This is a genomic window from Paenibacillus sp. FSL R5-0378, from assembly GCF_038009285.1.
Lineage (GTDB): Bacteria > Bacillota > Bacilli > Paenibacillales > Paenibacillaceae > Paenibacillus_AQ > Paenibacillus_AQ favisporus.
Genome location: NZ_JBBPAY010000001.1, coordinates 6,676,339 through 6,693,388 on the forward strand (window position 1 = coordinate 6,676,339; position 17,050 = coordinate 6,693,388).

Sequence of the window (17,050 nt, forward strand, 5' to 3'; positions counted from 1 at the left end):
AATTTGGAATTGGTGTTGCTCTTTACGGCGAAATACCAAAAAGAACCTCGGGATTCCGCCCAAGGTTCTTTTTCACAACAACACCGATTAAAAAATTGTCGGCACCATTCCCCCATCCATACGGATCGGAGCGCCTTTGAAGGCAGATGCATAAGGGCTGCATACAAAAGCAGCCAATCTGCCGATTTCAAACGGCCGGATAAACCGCTGAATTTCCGATTGGGGCAGGCCTACCGCCATAAACCTCTTCTCTTTTTCCGAGAAGGTCAGATCTTCGTCAGCGTACATCCCCTCAATGATTTGCTGCACATTTTCAGAGAGGGTCGGTCCCGGCATGATCGTATTCACGGTAACCTCGGTGCCCTTCGTCAATTTGGACAAGCTCTTCGACAGAGATAACAGCATCGACTTGGTCACGGCATACTGAGGCATTTGTCCCGAAGGCATCAACGCTTCCTCACTTGCAATAAAGAGAACCCGCCCATAATCCTGCTTCAGCATGGTAGGCAGATAAAATTTGGTCAGTCCGTTGGCGGCAAGAACATTCGTGCGGAAGTAGGTTTCCCATACTTCGTCGTCAACGTTCTCATATGGCATGATCTCATAGATCCCCATATTGTTCACCAAAATATCAACCTGGGGGAATTTTTCAAATAAAGCTTCTCTTTGCCCTTTATCTACAAGATCGGCCGTCGCCTTCTGCGGAGAGGTCGCCGGGAAGTTCGCCTTGATTTCATTCACCGTTTGTTCTACCTCTGCATCGTTTCGGCCGTTAATGAGTACATGAACGCCTTCTTTGGCCAGCTCGATGGCAATGGCCTTTCCGATCCCTTTCGTAGATCCTGTAACTAACGCTGTCTTATTGTTTAATCCCATATCCATAACAAAAAACTCCTTTTACTCCGGATAGAGATCATATTACCTGACCAGGAGGGTTCAGTAACTAGTGTGCTGCGCCAACATTCTTGCTATACACGCCAATAAAATAACAGAATATCCCGACAAGCCGAAGCAGTCCGAGGTTTGGAAATCGAATCGAAAATCGGGCTCTGCTCACGAGTTCGTACTTACATGTTCAGCACGCCAATGGGAAGGCGTATTTCCTTCCCAAAGCCGGAAGGCCCGGTAGAACGAATTCTGGTCTTCGTATCCAACCAGGAAAGCGACCTCTTTAATATCAAGCGAAGGGTCCGCCAAATATTCCCGCGCCTGCTCATGTCTGGCTTGCGTCAGCAGGTGTTTGAAGCTGGTGTTCTCCTCTGTAAGCCGGCGCTGCAAGGTACGGTCGCTCATCCCGAGCTCTCTGGCGACAGCCTGGATGTCGGGGCGCCCTGCCGTGAGGCTGCGCTTCAGAATCCATTTGACCGTCTCGGGGAACGAGCGGCTGCGCTGCTGCTCATCAAGGGACCGGTCCAGCGCGGGAGTCAGAATGTCCAGCAGCTCTTCGTTGTACGATAGAAAAGGCCGATCCAGATCTCTCCGGTGCAGCGTCAGCCGGTTGCGTGTCGCACCTACCTGGATCCGGCAGCCGAAATAACTTTCAAGGGTCTGGATATCACCCATTGGCTGCGTAAATTCAACGGACCGTGCTTGCACAGGCTGCCCTGTCCCCCGGCGTCCAAGCTCCATGAGGCATGCCAGCGTGATGCCAACCAGCACCGGCGGGCCGGACTCCCCGGGATGCAGCCAGCCCAGCTCGATGGTGCAGTGCTCTCCCTCCTCGGTGATGCGCAGGCTCTCGGGGGGACACATTTGCTTGTACCGGGCCATCCGGTACAGCGCGTCACGGTAATCACGGGCATGATACGTCGCCAAAACGGTCGGCGGGTATTTCGCCGTTTCAAAGACAGTCGCCAGCTGGATGATGCCTTGGGCGACGTCGCCGGCCAGCTCGGAATAAGCCTGCCAAATGGCGAAATATTGGACCGAGGTGACCTCGGGTTCTGCAATGATCGTAAGCGGGAGTCCTGCGCTGCGGACAACGTCATGCGGGGCAATCCCGAGTTGACGGAATCCTGCCCACAATCCCGGCGGAATTTTTATGCGTTCAGAAATATAGGAACTCATAGCTGCGGCCTCCTTTAAGCAGTCGCATTCATTGTAATCGGATAGGCGACCTTCGTCATGGATGTACAGCTATTATAGTACCTGTCCTTATCGCTCTGAAACCAGCAAAAAGTGACAGATCTTCGACAAGCCCCAGTCTAGGCTTTCCAGCCAAGAATAGTTTATGATATAGAAAAAGCCAAATTCAGGAGTTATATCATGGATATTGCGAAAAAAGAATTGGTGGTCAACCTCTGCCTTCTCTCCCTTGTTCTAAGCATTTTAAACGGTGCCCTTGTCGTCCATATCAACCATTCGCTGGTATCCGATACCCCATACGCTAGCGGCCCAGGGGATTTCGTCGTGTTTGTGTTTTTCTTTTTGATACTGTATGGATTTCATGCCGTAGTAAGTTTTCTTCATTTCGCTGCGGCAGCATTCGCAAGAAGATCGCTTGTAACAAGACTTGCTGTTTTTAATGCAGCCGGGTTAGCGTTAGTTGGGGCTATTTATGTTTATATCCAGGATGTAACCGTATTGTTTCTGGTCTCCTCCCTCGGTATTTTCTCCCTTGCTACAGCCGTAATGAACCGTAAAAAGGTTGTTGATTAAGTAGTGTACACACCAAAAGACCTGCTCCTGGATGGCAGCAGGCCTCCTTGAAATTTAAATATCGGAACATTACTCAAACGGATAACGGAGTCCCCATTGACCTCGGATCCGGTCGAGCAGCTTCATAATCGCCACCGACTCTTCAAGCGGAATGACCGAGCTTTCGGTCCGCCCCTCCGCCAGACATCTTGCCACTTCCTCGGCTTCAAACGCATACCCGAGCGATGTCCGGTCATCTTCAAAAATCTCTTCACTGCCGTTGACATATAACGCAGCTCTGGTCGCGTTCAAAAAGGAAGGAATTCGAATATACCCTTCCGTTCCGTAAATGCATGCTTCATTGTCCATATTCAGGCGTATGGCCCCGTTCAGCTGTGCGGTTTTGCCTGGGCCATAGGACAGCAGGAGAGAGAACTGCTCATCCACGCCGGTACTGCCGATCTGAGCGGTACTCGACACTTCCTCCGGTTCAGCCCCAAAGATCATCGATGCAAAAGACACGGGGTAAATCCCGGCATCCAGCAGTGCCCCGCCCCCAAGGCTCGGATTGAACAGCCTGCTTTCCGGATTGACGCCGGCACGGAATCCAAAATCCGCTTTGACGAGCTGAACGTCACCAATCCGCCCTTCATCCAGCCATTCCCTCACTTTGCGGATGACCGGAAGAAATCTCGTCCACATTCCTTCCATCAGAAAAACCTTGTTCTCCTTGGCATAAGATACGGCCTCCTCCAGCTCGCCCGCGTTCACCGTAAAAGGCTTTTCGCACAATACCGCTTTGCCCGCCTTCAAACACAGCAGGACGTTTTCCTTATGCGCAGGATGCGGCGTCGCGACATAGATCGCGTCAATGTCCGGATCGTTTGCCAGCTCTTCGTAGCTGCCGTATGCTTTCCCGATTCCATAGTCAGCAGCGAATCGCGAAGCACTGTCGAGCGTTCTGGAGCCTACGGCCGCTGCCACCCCATTTTCCGCAAAAGCAAGATCTTTTGTAAACTGCGACGCAATCCAGCCCGTTCCCAAAATACCCCATTGGATCGTTTTCGGCATGTGATTATTCCTCCTCAAAGTTAGATTACGAATATTAGAATTTTAGACTATTAGTCATGGGTCATTTCATGACTTTCCAGTTTTCCGTTTGCATCGAACTGGCTATTCCTCATTCCCAAGGAGCTCCCCCAGCGAAACGGGAAATAACGGTTTGATCAGCTCGAGCACCGCTTTTGCGTACTCCTGGATTTCTTTTTGCGCATCATGCTCCAGCCGTTGAGACAGGAAGTGCGCGACGGATTGAACCGACGCCGTCCAGTACCAGCGTACATACATCCCGTAAGCGGGAAGGAACAACCGGGCTTGTTCCGCGCAAATGCCGTCCGCCAGGGCGGCTTCGTACTTGGAAATGCCCAGCTCCACATAACCCATCAGCTCTTGGGTATGCTTCACGCCAAGCTCCCAATTCACCTCTCCGCCGCTGCCCTGCTTGGAGTTTTCCGGCTGGAGCCTCCACTCGCCTGCCTTTGGGATATAAAATGCAGGGTCTTCTGTTATGTATCGCCGGCTTGATTCGTTCCATGCCTCCAAGCTGTCGCCGGTCCCCTCATAATGGGCAGACCCGACCACGTATTTCCACCATTGTCTGGCCACCATTAATGGGGCATAGACCTCAAACTGAACGATGGCATGGCGAAAAGGCGACGTATGCCCTTCGCGGGCAAGGAACTTGATAAGCCGCACGTCCCGTTCGTTCAACTCCAGCGACTGCTTGGCATAAGAGACACGGGCCGCATTAACGACGGTTAAGTCCGATCCCATATGATTCACTAAACGCACATAGCCCTGATCCAGCACTTCGATGGTCGACATACCGTCCTCCTTAAGTTCATTCTACAGCAGTGCGGCACTCTTTCGATGTTGTGTGTTCGAAAAGAGGTCCGCTTTTCTATTTCGCCATGCGTTCAAAGAAAGCCTTCCCGGCTCCAATCCTGTCCACCGCCAGTCTCTATAAATGGCTCTGCCGGCGCTGGCGGTACTGCCCCGGGGAAATCCCCGTACGGTCCCGGAACAGCCTCCCGAAAAAGCTCGCGCTCGGAATGCCGACCTGCTCTGCCACTTCCTGCACCGTCAGCGAAGTCTGCTCCAGCAGAACCATCGCCTGGCTGATCCGCAAATGCTGCACATACTGAAGGGGCGTCATGCCCGTGTACTTTTTCAGGCAGCGGGTAATGTGGTCGAATTGAAAATGCAGCGCCTCCTCAAGCTCCTCCGAGCGAAAAGGCTCGTTCCAGCTGCGCTGCAGATAGCTGACCGTCTCCCGGGCGAGAGCGGCCGATCGCGAGCCCGGCCTGCGCCCCAAATCCGCCTGCAGCAGATCCAGCAGGTCGCAAAACAGCACCTGCAGCTTCAAGGACTGCTCCACGGCAAAACCGCGATGCAGCTCCACCATCCGATCCAGCAAAGGCTGGAGCAGGTGAAAAGGAGCATCGCCGAATTTCGGCAGATACATCGTTTGCTCTGCCGGATGCTCGTCGCTGTCCTGCCCTTGAGGGAGCACCGCCGACCAGGGAATTTCCTCCGACTCCATCCGGCGCAGGGGCTCCGGGTGCCGGAAGTGCACCCAATACACCGCCGTCGGCTCCGAGCAAGCCTGAGTGCCCCAATGGGTACGTCCCGGCTCGAGCAGCAGCAGCTGGCCGTCCTGAATGACATATTCGGTATCGTCTTCCCGCATATACATGGCGCCCTTTTTGACCAGAATCAGATCGTAGGCGTCAAAGCTGCGGGTCTGATGCCGGCTTCCAGGCGCCCATACGGCGCGCCCGACGGTCAGAAGCGACGGCAGCGGCGGAATCGCCAGCTCGAGGCATTTCATGGGCTTCCTCTACCTCCTGCACAAGTCGATATCGTGGCAGATCTTTCTCATCAATAAATTCATCCTAGCATAATATGCTGTTTCGGTCATTTTTCAAAAGTCGATATCGGACAGAACAAAGTCGCTATTCCGCATGGAAGCGGTATCCATTTTCCTTTACCTTAGGGGTATGTGCAAAGCCGTTTTCAAATCTCTGCTTATTGAATGGAGGAACATCTGCCATGCGTATGCGCCAAGTTCATCTCGACTTTCATACGTCCGAAGCGATTCATCCCATCGGCACCCGCTTCAGCAAGGAACAGTTTCAGCAGGCGCTGAAGCTTGGCCATGTGGATTCGATCACCGTGTTTTCCAAATGCCATCACGGATGGGCATACCATCCCTCCGAGGCGAACGTCACGCATCCGGGACTGTCCTTCGACCTGCTCGGTGCCATGATTGAAGCCGCCCACGAAATCGGGGTACGAACTCCTGTCTACCTGTCCGCAGGCCTTGACGAGAGGCTTGCCGTGCGGCATCCCGAATGGCTGATCCGTGAACGCTTCAGCCGCGAAGGCGACCTGTTCACGCCGGGATACCACCAGCTCTGCCTGAATACGCCTTATCTGGACATTCTGCTGTCCCAGATTGAAGAGGTCGCGCAGCGTTATGATGCCGACGGCATCTTTCTGGACATCGTCGGGGTGCGGGAGTGCTATTGCGCCACCTGCGTAGCGGCGGCCCGCGAACAGGGGATCGACCCGCGGGACAAAAGCGCCATGCGCCCGCTCTGGGAGCAAACTTACGCCAATTACACCAGCCGCGTTAAAGAAACGGTGCACCGGCACAAACCCGGGCTGCCGATTTTCCATAACGGCGGCCACATCCGCCGCGGACGCCGCGACCTTGCACACATGAACTCGCATCTCGAGCTAGAGTCACTGCCGACCGGGGGCTGGGGCTACGACCACTTCCCGCTGTCCGCCCGCTACGCCCAGACGCTGGGCATGCCGTTCCTTGGCATGACCGGCAAGTTTCATACCACCTGGGGCGAATTCGGCGGCTATAAGCACCCGAACGCCCTGCGTTATGAAGCCGCGCTCAGTCTGGCGAACGGCGCCGCCTGCTCCATCGGGGACCAGCTGCATCCGCTGGGCGCGATGGATGAAGCCACCTACCGGCTGATTGGCGCGGCCTATGCCGAAGTCGAAGCCAAGGAAGCGTGGTGCCGTGACGCGGTCAACGTCGCCGACGTAGCGCTGCTGTCGGTGGAAGCGGCCGGCACCCATCAGGCGACTGGCGGCCACGACAGCTTCACCGGCGATCCGGACGCCGGCGCGGTGCGCATGCTGCTGGAAGGGCATATCCTGTTCGACGTCGTCGACCTGGAAGCCGACTTCAGCCCGTATGCCGTCCTGATCCTGCCCGACCGGATCCGGATCAACGATGCGATCCTGGCCAAGCTGAACAGCTTTTTGGCCGGCGGCGGGCGCATCCTTGCTACCGGCGAGTCGGGCCTGAAGCCGGACGGCAGCGGATTTGCCATCGACTTGGGCGTTCGCCACGCCGGCGTCAATCCGTTCCGTCCGGACTACTACCATCCGCAGCATCCGCTGGCGAGCCTGCAGGAATCGGCGTTTATTTTCTATTCGGAGGGGCAGAAAGTGACGCTTGCCGAGGGCGGAACCGAGCTTGGCAAACGGGAAAATCCGTATTTTAACCGCGACGCGTTCACGTTCTGCTCCCATCAGCATACACCGAACAGCGGAGAGTACGGCGGGCCGGGCATGGTAGAGCATGCGAACGGAATTTATATCGCCTGGAACGTGTTCGAAGATTATGCTTCCAAGGGAAGCCTTGTTTTAAAGGAAACCGTCCTGTACGCGTTGAACCGTCTGCTGCCGGAGAAGACGCTGCGTACGAACCTTCCCGCGCAGGGCGTAACAACGGTTCAGCATCAGCCGGACCAGAAGCGTTATGTCCATCATTCGCTGTACGCCTCGCCGGTGAAGCGCGGTCGTAACATTGAAGTGATCGAGGACCTGCTGCCGATCCGTGGAACAACCGCGGAGCTGCGGATTTCCGAGCCGGTCACCGGCGTATACCTGGCGCCGCAGATGACGCCTATCGACTTCCGGCAGCAGAACGGCCTCGTCACGTATGAGCTGCCGGAGTGGCAGTGCCACCAAATGGTCGTTCTGGATTACGGCCAGCCGGAAGGGAAATAGCGAGCAGCGGCAGCCTGTCTCTACCCAAGACACACGCCCCCATCTCATAAACGCATGCTTCTCTCAAGCGCAAGCGTACTGGCAATCACACACGCATACTCGGACATACAGGCTTGCGCATAACCCTATGCTAACGAAAGAGCACAGTACAGATACGCATAAACACATACTTACGCAAAAATACAAGCGGTCGCGAACATACATGCTTATGCTTTCGCCTAAACCCATACTCTCCTGCAAACCAAAGAGCCCGGAGCGCTTCCAAGCTGCTCCGGGCTCTTTTTCCATATTATTTCCGGCCGAAATCCGCCTTGATCTCGCCCCATTCCTCGGTCTTCCACTTCACGATTTTGTTCTCGTACTTGTTCTCGTGCAGCCACTGCACGGCGCGGTCCGTCAGCTCCCAAATTTTCCGCGTTTTCTCGGTACGGGCCAGCGTCGTCGCCGGTTTCTTGTTGCGCACCCAGGCCAGCGCCGTCTTCGAGTCGGTGTAAATGGTCTTCTTGCTGCCCTTCTGCTTCAAATACGCCAGCGCATGGACGATCGCGATAAATTCGCCCAGGTTGTTCGTTCCATTTTCAACCGGCCCGACATAGAACAGAATTTCCCCGGTCCGCGTATCGACGCCTTTGTACTCGACCGGGCCGGGATTGCCGCGCGTACCGACATCCACCGAGATGCTGTCGTAATCGATCTCTTCCATCGAGGATGCCGACGCAGACGGCTTGCCGGATTTGGCTGCTTTGGACGTATAACCTCCGGCTGAGCCCGACGCCTTGGCTTTGCCCCAGTTTTTCTTCCATCCGCCCGCATAAGCCGCTTCCGCCTCCGCGCGCGATTCGTAGGACTTGTATTTGGCGTCCGTATACCCGTTCACCTGAGTCTGGCATTCGGGCCAAGACGTATAGATTCCCGGCTTATGCCCTTCCCAGACGACGTAAAATTTTTGCTTTGCCATAACTAGCATTTGCTCCTATCTGCTTCTGCATCTTTTTCCCCATCTACAGTGACGTTCTTCCAAGCAGACGGCTATTGCGCCAGACCCGTTCCTTCGAACGCCCGGATGGCTTCCTTGATTTCCTCCGGCAGCGGAGTGCTCTTCCCGCTCTTCGTTTCGATCAGCACGACCGCGCCGCGTCCGGCCGCCTTCAGTGCTCCTGAAGCGACGACGGCATACTCAATGTCCAGGGAGGAGCGTCCGATCGACGCCACCCGCACATGGAGCTGCACCGGATCGCTGCGGTACATCTGGGCGAGATACTGGCACTCGAGGTCGGCAACCACCATCACTTTCTCCTCGCCGAACAAGTCGGCAAACAGCCCGAGCTGCTCGAAGTATTCGATTCTGCCCTGTTCAAAATACATAAAATAGCTGACGTTATTCACATGTCCAAGCATATCCGTCTCGCAGTAGCGCACCTTGATCGGGATTGAAAAATGAAACTTTTGCAGCCAGCCTGCAGCATCCGGCTGAATAAAGCTTTCCCTTTTCATGAAAATGTCTCCTTTGTGGACCCGCTGTTCTCCTGCCTGCCGTATAAGCACGTGAGCTCCCCATCGGCTTGACGGCTTGGCCGGATCAGGCCCCGATTTCCGGCTGTCTGATGCCCATTATAGCAAAAAATGCTTCCCCCGTTCAGCAATTATCGCGGCGACAGCCCTTTTCCCCGCGTCGTATGATTTAAGGAAATCGCCAGACGGGGCCAGTGATCAGAGCATCCCAGGGACGTTATCCTCTGCCGTTTCTTCGGCTCAGGTATTGACAGGACCGGGATTTGTTTTAACATGTGAAGAACAGCATGTATCCGACTGCGGATCAAGAGAGAGAGGGAACCTGATGATCATCGATATCGAGAACATTACGTGGAGAAGCGGGCAGCATACGTTAATGAAAAATGTAAGCTGGCAGGTGAAGCCCGGAGAGAATTGGGCGCTGCTGGGCCTGAACGGCTCGGGCAAAACGACGCTGCTGAACATCGTCAACGGTTATATTTGGCCGTCCGAAGGCTCGGTCAGTGTGCTGGGGCACCGCTTCGGGGAAGTGGACCTGCGCGAGCTGCGCAAATCGATCGGCTGGGTCAGCAACTCCTTTCAGGAGCGTCTGTACGGATCGGATCGCACCCAGAACATCGTCGTCAGCGGCAAGCACGCCACAGTGGGCCTGTACGACAAAACGAGCGATGAGGACTTCGACCGTGCCCGCGAGTTGATGGAAACGATGAACTGCGGCCATTTGTGGGACCGCGAATACCGCACCTGCTCACAGGGCGAGAAGCAGAAGCTGCTCATTGCCCGCGCGCTGATGGCCAATCCACGCATCCTGATTCTGGACGAGCCGTGCAACGGGCTGGATCTGTTTTCCCGGGAGAAGCTGCTGGACAGCATCCGGGAGCTGACCCTGCAGCCGGAAGCTCCGACGCTCATTTACGTTACGCACCACACGGAGGAAATTTTGCCGGCGTTTAGCCACGTGATGCTGATGAGACGCGGCGAGGCGGTCTGCAGCGGGCGGACCGAGGACGTGCTGACCGCGGACACGCTCAGCGACCTGTTCGAATCCCCGGTGGAGGTCGACCGTCACGGAGACCGGGTATACGTGCGCGTAGCGGAATAGGCGCTGCGATTACAGAGCGGATTGCAAAAGGAGGGCTTCGTTGATCGAAGTTCCTCCTTTTTTCTGCTTGCACCATCGAGAGCTTGTCCGGCTTCGCCCAGCATAGTTTAGCGAATAAACCTTATGACATCCGGCTCAAAGTTCCCGCTCTGTAAGCCGATATACTAGTAAGGAAATGATTTCCTGAACATTGGTTTATATTTCGAGACAAAGGGGATATTTTTGCAGCATGAAAAAATGGTTAACCGCAGTACTCATCATGTGCCTTACCTGGGTGTGCCTTGCGCCATCCGCGCCTGCCTCCGCCGCTTCGGCCGTCAAAAACGTCGTGATCGTCGATGCAAAAACCGGCTATTCCTTCCTGCCGGTCCGCTCCTTGACCGAATTCGAAGGCGTGACCACCCAGTGGAACGACGCCGCCAAGCAGCTCGACATTTTCCAGGGCAACCACCGTCTGACGCTTCACCTCGCGCAGAAGTCGGCCGCTTTCGACGGCACTAGCCTCGCTCTAGCCGCCGCCCCGTTCCGTGAGAACGGTTCGGTTTATGTACCGCTGTCGCTCATCGTCAGCAAGCTCGGCGTTGAAGCCAGCTGGCAGAAGGACGAAGCAGCCGTCAAGCTGACCAGGGAAGGAGTGGAACAGTATCTCCCCTACGTTACCCGAAACGTCGGACAAGCCCTGAAAAACCCGATCGTGAGCGCACGTCAAACGTATAAGGTCGGCGGCAGATCGTTTTCCGCCCAGACGGTGACGATCGACCTGCTGCATCCGAAAATTCAGCTGGATGTCGTACTCGCCGGGAATACCCCCGGCAAGGTCGAAGACCTCTCCAGCATCGCCAAGCGCAGCGGCGCAAAGGTAGCCGTCAACGGCACCTTTTTTGACGCTTATACCAGCGGCGCCTACAAGGCTCCATACGGCTATATCGTGAGCCATGGCACCGTCAAGATGCCAAGCCCCGGCGACAAGCGTTCGATCTTCGCTTATGACGCCAACCACTTGGCGCGGATCATCGCCGGTCCCGATTTTGGCCAAGCCTTTGAGCAGGGATGGATAGATGGCGGACTTCAGGCCGGGCCGCGGCTGCTGGTGAACGGCAAAGTTTCGCTGAATGTGAAGAAGGAAGGCTTTAAAGATCCAAAGATTCTTACCGGTGGAGGCGCCCGCAGCGCGCTCGGCCTGACCCGGGATCACCGGCTGATCCTGCTGACCACCGGGGGAGCTACCATTCCCCAGCTGGCGGAAATCATGAAGAAGGCCGGAGCCTACCAGGCCATGAACCTGGATGGCGGGGCTTCCAGCGGTTTGTACTATAACGGCAAGTACCTGACCACTCCCGGCCGGAAAATCAGCAATGCGCTTGTCGTGAAATTTCAATAAGACGGGGCCCCCTGCCCCGCCTATCGAAAAAAGCCTGGAGCGAATTCCTTTCGCCCAGGCTTTTCATATTCATCAGTGTTATCGATCTATGATACCGTCAATAACGGAATTATTCGGCCGTTACTGCCTTGCCCGGCTTCACGTTCGCATTCCCCGACGAGGCGTTCGCTTCCGGTGTCTGGTTGGTGGAACGAAGCGGCAGTTCTTTCAAGAAGAACACGAGCACCAGAGCCACGACAAGCACCAGCGTACCTGTAAGGAATACGGTGGACAGCGTATCACCCAGCGCGTGCCGGATGCTGTCGATCATTTGCACGAACAGTGCTCTGGCTTGCTCCGGCAGGCTCGCTTCCGTCTTTTCGACCAGTGGCTTGTTCATGAGTGTCTGCGGATTGGCGAAGGCGAGCAGGCCTTGTGCCGTCTTCGGATCCAGGGAACTGAAGTCCGGCGCGCTCGGCGACTGCAGCGCTTCTTTCAAATGTTTCGTCAAACTGTTCGACATAACCGTACCCATCACAGCGATACCGATCGTACCGCCAAGGTTACGGAACAGCTGCGTCGATGCGGTAACGACACCGAGCTCCTTATGCGACACCGCATTTTGCGTTGCCAGCGAGAAGACTGGCATCCCGAGGCCCAGGCCAATACCGAAAATGATCGTGCTGACGATCGTCATCGCGATGTTATCCATAAAGATCATCAGGCCCATGCCAATAATCATAACCGGCATCCCGATCAGGGCAAAGCGCTTGTATTTCCCGATTTTGGCAATCAATTGACCGGTAATGGCACTCGTGATGACCATACACAGCGACATCGGAATCGTGACGTAACCCGCATAAGTCGGAGAAATAGCCAGCACGCCCTGCACGTAGAAGGAAATATAAATCATGGCTCCCATCAGGCCAAAGTTCATAATAAAGCCGATCAAGTTCGAGACCGTCACCACGCCGTTTTTAAACAAATGCAGCGGGAGAATCGGTTCCTTCACCAAGGTTTCCACATAAATAAAAATGAGTGCAGATACAACGGTTGCTCCAAGGAGACTAAGAATCTGCCAAGAGCCCCACTCGTACTCGGTACCTGCCCAGGAAAAGGCAAGAAGCAGTGGAACGATCGTCGTCGTCAGGAACAAAGAACCTACGTAATCGACGCTCTGTCCGTGCTTGCGGTCCACTTTTGGAAACAGCGTCAGAATCATAATAAAAGCGACAACGCCAAGCGGCAGGAAGATCCAGAACAGCCAGTGCCAGTCGATATGATCCACCAGATAACCGCCAAGCGTCGGTCCAAGGACACTGGAGAAACCGAACACCGCCGTCATGAGGCCCATCCATTTGCCTCGTTCGCGCGGAGGGAACAAATCCCCTACCGCCGTAAAGGCCGTCGATTGGATGATACCGGCGCCAATACCCTGAATCCCGCGATAAATGATGAACTGGTACACATTATCCGAAGTACCGGTTAAGAACGCGCCTAACATGAAAAATAGGATGCCGATCAGGATGAACGGCTTGCGTCCAAACATATCCGACAATTTACCGACCAGAATCGTCGCAATCGTCGAAGTTAACAAATAAATATTAATCGTCCATGTATAGTAATCCATACCATCCAGGATCGCGATAATGCGCGGCATCGCCGTGCTTGTGATCGTCTGGTTAATGGCCGCAAAAAACATCGCCGCCATAATCGCGATCATGATGGTTACTTTACGCTTCAGCGTTAAATGCTCCATGTACCTCTTTCACCTCTATGCTTCATGATGATCTATATTCAAAAGCATTAATGAGAAGATCCTTCTCAAATGCTGTACATCCTCTTCGGACAACATTTCAAAGAACACCGTAATGATTTCTTGCTGGTCCTCAACGATTTGCCCGATCGTGGACATCCCTTGCTCTGTAATGGAGGTATACACAACCCTCCGGTCGTTCTCGGCCCTTTCCCGGTTTACATAACCCGAAGCAAGGAGCTTATCCGTCAAACTCGTTATGGCGGGAGACGTCAGGCCAAGCAATTCGGCCAGTTCGGATACCTTCTGTGGGCCCCGGAGCTTCAATGCATACAATACCTGGAACTGGGGAAAAGTCAGATTATACTGCTTGGCACTGTTTTTGTTCCATTCATGGGACATACTTTTCAGCAGCGACCGGAACATCGCCGCCACTTCAAACAATTGTTCATTTCTGGACAAACGGTTGACCTCCTTGGCGTGGTATGGATCTGTGACCATCCGCGTCGTATTGCCGCAGTTGCATTAGGACACTAATTAATTATTTGTTAATAGATAAATTTTTAATCAATTAGTAACTTAATCATTAAATACTTAAGTAATATTACGCCTCCGCAGCCGGATAGTCAAGAGGCGGTTTTAGGGAGACTTGTCCTTTTTTTATAGCAGAAAAAAGAGGTTTCCCCCTTTCTTGATCGCCTCCTATTTTTCTAAAAAGCGTCTTCTCAACAAAAAAAGCCACCCTTTGCGAGGGTGACTTTTTTGTCGATATTCGTCGTGCCTTTCGGCTGTGCTTCATCGACGGATCTCGTTTCCGTTTGACAACAGTGACCGTTTTCGACGCTTTTATTCCGGCTTAGGGTAATTGTGCGTTTTTAAAAATTCAAGCGCGTTGTACACCATTACCGCTGCTTCAGACCGGGTCACTTGATCTTGGGGACGGAAGTTGCCGCTGCTGTCCAGGTCGGCAATCCCCCAGGCGAGCGCCCGCTGAATAGCCCCTTGATACTCAGGCGTCATTTTGCTGTCATCCGCGATGTCTTTAGGTACCAAATTGATCATCGGCAGGTTGCCCTTCTTTTCCACCGTCTCGATCAAATATTGCGTGAAAGCTTCACGAGTCATGCCTTCACTTGGCTGAATATCAGCCGGAAGGGCGATGCCATGGTTCGTAACCGTAAGAAAAGCTGGAGCAAACCAAGCGCCTGCCTTCACGTTTGTCAGGGCTGCGGTTTCGCTTCCCTCGGCTGCCTTCGTGACCGGCACGTCAGCAAGCAAGTTTGCCAGCAGTTGAGCTCCTTCCGCGTTCGTCAGTTGTGCCTGCGGCCGGAAGGCCGAATCACTGTCTCCCTTCAGCAGCTTCTGCTGCTGGAGCGCAGCGATTTTATCGGCACCGGCGACTCCCGCCAAATCCGTAAAGCCCTCTCCTGCCGCGAACACGGACCCGCCGATCGCCAGGGATAACGCCAGGGCTGCAACACTTCCTGATACAACATGCTTCTTCTTCATCTAGCCACACCTTCTTCGGGAAAATTTGGTCTTGTCTTTCCTACAGACGCAAAGAAAATATGGAAGGTTGCACCATGGGAAAATCTTCGGATTAGTTATAACCGCTTAAATCAGACTACCGCTCTAAACAAAAAACGCCTTTCGGCGTTATGTTTTATGTATGGAGCGGGTGATGGGAATCGAACCCACGCTATCAGCTTGGAAGGCTGAAGTTCTACCATTGAACTACACCCGCAGATTCTCCGTGCAAGCCTTGAGCGCAGAAAGATCAAGACTTACACGAAGCCGTGCATGCGTATCGGGATGACACGATTCGAACATGCGACCCCCTGGTCCCAAACCAGGTGCTCTACCAAGCTGAGCTACATCCCGATATCTATTGTAAAACAGTTAAATGGCGCGCCCTAAGAGATTCGAACTCCTGACCTTTTGATTCGTAGTCAAACGCTCTATCCAGCTGAGCTAAGGGCGCATTTGGAGCGGACGACGGGAATCGAACCCGCGACCCTCGCCTTGGCAAGGCGATGCTCTACCGCTGAGCCACGTCCGCATCAAACAAAGTGGTGCGCGTGGAGGGACTTGAACCCCCACGTCAAAGACGCTAGATCCTAAGTCTAGTGCGTCTGCCAATTCCGCCACACGCGCAAAACCTGTAAATAAAACTGGTGAGCCATGAAGGACTCGAACCTTCGACACCCTGATTAAAAGTCAGGTGCTCTACCAACTGAGCTAATGGCTCTCACTGGCTGGGGATATAGGATTCGAACCTATGCATGACGGAGTCAAAGTCCGTTGCCTTACCGCTTGGCTAATCCCCAACAATTAATGGGGCGATCGATGGGACTTGAACCCACGAATGCCGGAGCCACAATCCGGTGCGTTAACCCCTTCGCCACGACCGCCATAAACATGCCGGCGAGAGGACTTGAACCCCCAACCTACTGATTACAAGTCAGTTGCTCTACCAATTGAGCTACACCGGCGCATAAATATTTGAATAATTTCAAAGCGATAACCATCTATCGCGAAAGCAAATAACCATTTGGATTCCGTCTGAAGCAATTTAAAATGACGGAACCGACGGGATACTCTCTCTTCGTTCGAGACTGCGATGCAGCGCTAACGAAACAGATGCTTCGACGAACCCGTATCCGGATTCTCATCCCTGAAGCAATTTAAAATGGCGGAACCGACGGGATTCGAACCCGCGATCTCCTGCGTGACAGGCAGGCATGTTAGGCCTCTACACCACGGTTCCACGGCCTTTGGGATCTCCAACTTAAGGAGATAATTGCGGGGGCAGGATTTGAACCTGCGACCTTCGGGTTATGAGCCCGACGAGCTACCGGACTGCTCCACCCCGCGTCATTAAAAAGTAATTTGATATTGGGCCCTCGAAAAGTAATTCGGTATAAACTTTTTGAGGTATAGTGGTGGAGGCTGAGGGGATCGAACCCCCGACCCTCTGCTTGTAAGGCAGATGCTCTCCCAGCTGAGCTAAGCCTCCATAATCTTTTGAAACTTATAGGGGATTCTCATCCCTGATGCTAATAAGAAAGTGACCCGTATGGGATACTCTCACTTCGTTCGAGACTGCGATGCAGATGCTACCGAAGTCACGCTCCGACGAACCCTTTTTGGGATTCTCATCCCTGATGTTAATAAGAAAGTGACCCGTATGGGATTCGAACCCATGTTACCTCCGTGAAAGGGAGGTGTCTTAACCCCTTGACCAACGGGCCATATATATAAAGTCTAATTCTGTTTTCTGCAACAAAACATCCTTAGACGTTTTTTAAAAGTGGCTCCCCGAACAGGACTCGAACCTGTGACAACTCGATTAACAGTCGAGTGCTCTACCAACTGAGCTATCAGGGAACGTTGTTACAACCAACCAGTTTTGTCATATGTAGGTGACCATCAAGGCCAAAAAAAATACCACAAAAGTGGTTTTCCGCTTGGCAACGTCCTACTCTCCCAGGACCCTTCGGTCCAAGTACCATCGGCGCTGGAGGGCTTAACGGTCGTGTTCGGGATGGGTACGCGTGGAACCCCTCCGCTATCGCCACCAAACGGA

14 protein-coding genes, 14 tRNA genes and 1 rRNA gene are annotated in these 17,050 nt (G+C 53.9%); 4 read left to right on the forward strand and 25 right to left on the reverse strand.

Annotated features, from left to right (window positions below; translation table 11 throughout):
• Positions 1-87: 87 nt before the first annotated feature.
• Positions 88-882 (reverse strand): SDR family NAD(P)-dependent oxidoreductase, encoded by a 795-nt coding sequence (locus MKY74_RS30895; RefSeq protein WP_076177054.1) that lies wholly within the window; start codon positions 880-882, stop codon positions 88-90.
• A 171-nt stretch (positions 883-1,053) separates the two neighbouring features.
• Complete coding sequence (locus MKY74_RS30900; protein ID WP_076177055.1) at positions 1,054-2,067, reverse strand: helix-turn-helix transcriptional regulator; 1,014 nt, start codon at positions 2,065-2,067, stop codon at positions 1,054-1,056.
• 198 nt (positions 2,068-2,265) lie between these two features.
• Here MKY74_RS30900 and MKY74_RS30905 point away from each other — a divergent pair, with 198 nt between their 5' ends.
• Complete coding sequence (locus MKY74_RS30905; protein ID WP_076177056.1) at positions 2,266-2,658, forward strand: hypothetical protein; 393 nt, start codon at positions 2,266-2,268, stop codon at positions 2,656-2,658.
• A 69-nt stretch (positions 2,659-2,727) separates the two neighbouring features.
• On the opposite strand, the gene MKY74_RS30910 is transcribed toward MKY74_RS30905, so the two are convergent.
• The 3 genes from MKY74_RS30910 to MKY74_RS30920 all read right to left on the reverse strand — a co-directional run bounded on the left by MKY74_RS30910 (position 2,728) and on the right by MKY74_RS30920 (position 5,527).
• Entirely contained in the window at positions 2,728-3,708 is a 981-nt protein-coding gene (locus tag MKY74_RS30910; protein WP_076177057.1) for a Gfo/Idh/MocA family protein, read from the reverse strand.
• A 102-nt stretch (positions 3,709-3,810) separates the two neighbouring features.
• Positions 3,811-4,521: an FAD-dependent thymidylate synthase gene (gene thyX, locus MKY74_RS30915; protein ID WP_076177058.1), complete on the reverse strand. Its 711-nt coding sequence runs from the start codon at positions 4,519-4,521 to the stop codon at positions 3,811-3,813.
• A gap of 136 nt (positions 4,522-4,657) precedes the next feature.
• A complete protein-coding gene (locus tag MKY74_RS30920) occupies positions 4,658-5,527 on the reverse strand; it encodes an AraC family transcriptional regulator (RefSeq protein WP_076177059.1) in 870 nt (289 codons plus the stop codon).
• A gap of 221 nt (positions 5,528-5,748) precedes the next feature.
• Here MKY74_RS30920 and MKY74_RS30925 point away from each other — a divergent pair, with 221 nt between their 5' ends.
• Positions 5,749-7,734, forward strand: a complete 1,986-nt coding sequence (locus MKY74_RS30925) for an alpha-amylase family protein (RefSeq protein WP_076177060.1) — start codon at positions 5,749-5,751, stop codon at positions 7,732-7,734.
• Between the two features lie 289 nt (positions 7,735-8,023).
• Here the strand turns inward: MKY74_RS30925 and rnhA are convergent, their stop codons facing one another.
• On the reverse strand, positions 8,024-8,692 hold the full coding sequence (rnhA, locus tag MKY74_RS30930) for a ribonuclease H (RefSeq protein WP_076177061.1): 669 nt from the start codon (positions 8,690-8,692) through the stop codon (positions 8,024-8,026).
• 71 nt (positions 8,693-8,763) lie between these two features.
• A complete protein-coding gene (locus tag MKY74_RS30935) occupies positions 8,764-9,228 on the reverse strand; it encodes an acyl-CoA thioesterase (protein ID WP_076177062.1) in 465 nt (154 codons plus the stop codon).
• Positions 9,229-9,571: 343 nt separating this feature from the next.
• Between MKY74_RS30935 and MKY74_RS30940 the strand changes: the two genes are divergently transcribed.
• Both MKY74_RS30940 and MKY74_RS30945 read left to right on the forward strand, forming a co-directional pair.
• Entirely contained in the window at positions 9,572-10,348 is a 777-nt protein-coding gene (locus MKY74_RS30940) for an ABC transporter ATP-binding protein (protein ID WP_076177063.1), read from the forward strand.
• Positions 10,349-10,577: 229 nt separating this feature from the next.
• Positions 10,578-11,729: a phosphodiester glycosidase family protein gene (locus tag MKY74_RS30945; RefSeq protein ID WP_076177064.1), complete on the forward strand. Its 1,152-nt coding sequence runs from the start codon at positions 10,578-10,580 to the stop codon at positions 11,727-11,729.
• 109 nt (positions 11,730-11,838) lie between these two features.
• Here MKY74_RS30945 and MKY74_RS30950 read toward each other — a convergent pair whose 3' ends face one another.
• From MKY74_RS30950 to rrf, 18 genes are all read right to left on the reverse strand, one after another.
• Positions 11,839-13,467 carry an MDR family MFS transporter gene (locus MKY74_RS30950; protein ID WP_076177065.1) on the reverse strand — a complete coding sequence of 543 codons (1,629 nt, stop codon included), beginning with the start codon at positions 13,465-13,467 and terminating at the stop codon, positions 11,839-11,841.
• 15 nt (positions 13,468-13,482) lie between these two features.
• Positions 13,483-13,926 (reverse strand): MarR family winged helix-turn-helix transcriptional regulator, encoded by a 444-nt coding sequence (locus MKY74_RS30955; RefSeq protein ID WP_076177067.1) that lies wholly within the window; start codon positions 13,924-13,926, stop codon positions 13,483-13,485.
• Positions 13,927-14,310: 384 nt separating this feature from the next.
• Positions 14,311-14,973 carry an S-layer homology domain-containing protein gene (locus tag MKY74_RS30960; protein ID WP_076177069.1) on the reverse strand — a complete coding sequence of 221 codons (663 nt, stop codon included), beginning with the start codon at positions 14,971-14,973 and terminating at the stop codon, positions 14,311-14,313.
• A gap of 161 nt (positions 14,974-15,134) precedes the next feature.
• Positions 15,135-15,208, reverse strand: a tRNA-Gly gene (locus MKY74_RS30965).
• Between the two features lie 63 nt (positions 15,209-15,271).
• Positions 15,272-15,345, reverse strand: a tRNA-Pro gene (locus tag MKY74_RS30970).
• 23 nt (positions 15,346-15,368) lie between these two features.
• Positions 15,369-15,445, reverse strand: a tRNA-Arg gene (locus tag MKY74_RS30975).
• Between the two features lie 3 nt (positions 15,446-15,448).
• Positions 15,449-15,523 (reverse strand) — tRNA-Gly (locus MKY74_RS30980).
• 11 nt (positions 15,524-15,534) lie between these two features.
• A tRNA-Leu gene (locus MKY74_RS30985) sits at positions 15,535-15,618 on the reverse strand.
• A gap of 18 nt (positions 15,619-15,636) precedes the next feature.
• Positions 15,637-15,712: transfer RNA gene (locus tag MKY74_RS30990), tRNA-Lys, on the reverse strand.
• A gap of 4 nt (positions 15,713-15,716) precedes the next feature.
• A tRNA-Gln gene (locus MKY74_RS30995) sits at positions 15,717-15,791 on the reverse strand.
• A gap of 8 nt (positions 15,792-15,799) precedes the next feature.
• Positions 15,800-15,875 (reverse strand) — tRNA-His (locus MKY74_RS31000).
• Between the two features lie 8 nt (positions 15,876-15,883).
• Positions 15,884-15,956: transfer RNA gene (locus tag MKY74_RS31005), tRNA-Thr, on the reverse strand.
• 198 nt (positions 15,957-16,154) lie between these two features.
• Positions 16,155-16,231 (reverse strand) — tRNA-Asp (locus MKY74_RS31010).
• Positions 16,232-16,264: 33 nt separating this feature from the next.
• Positions 16,265-16,338 (reverse strand) — tRNA-Met (locus MKY74_RS31015).
• Between the two features lie 66 nt (positions 16,339-16,404).
• Positions 16,405-16,480, reverse strand: a tRNA-Val gene (locus tag MKY74_RS31020).
• 163 nt (positions 16,481-16,643) lie between these two features.
• Positions 16,644-16,715 (reverse strand) — tRNA-Glu (locus tag MKY74_RS31025).
• A gap of 60 nt (positions 16,716-16,775) precedes the next feature.
• Positions 16,776-16,851 (reverse strand) — tRNA-Asn (locus MKY74_RS31030).
• A 78-nt stretch (positions 16,852-16,929) separates the two neighbouring features.
• Positions 16,930-17,046, reverse strand: a 5S ribosomal RNA gene (gene rrf / locus MKY74_RS31035).
• Positions 17,047-17,050: the final 4 nt, after the last annotated feature.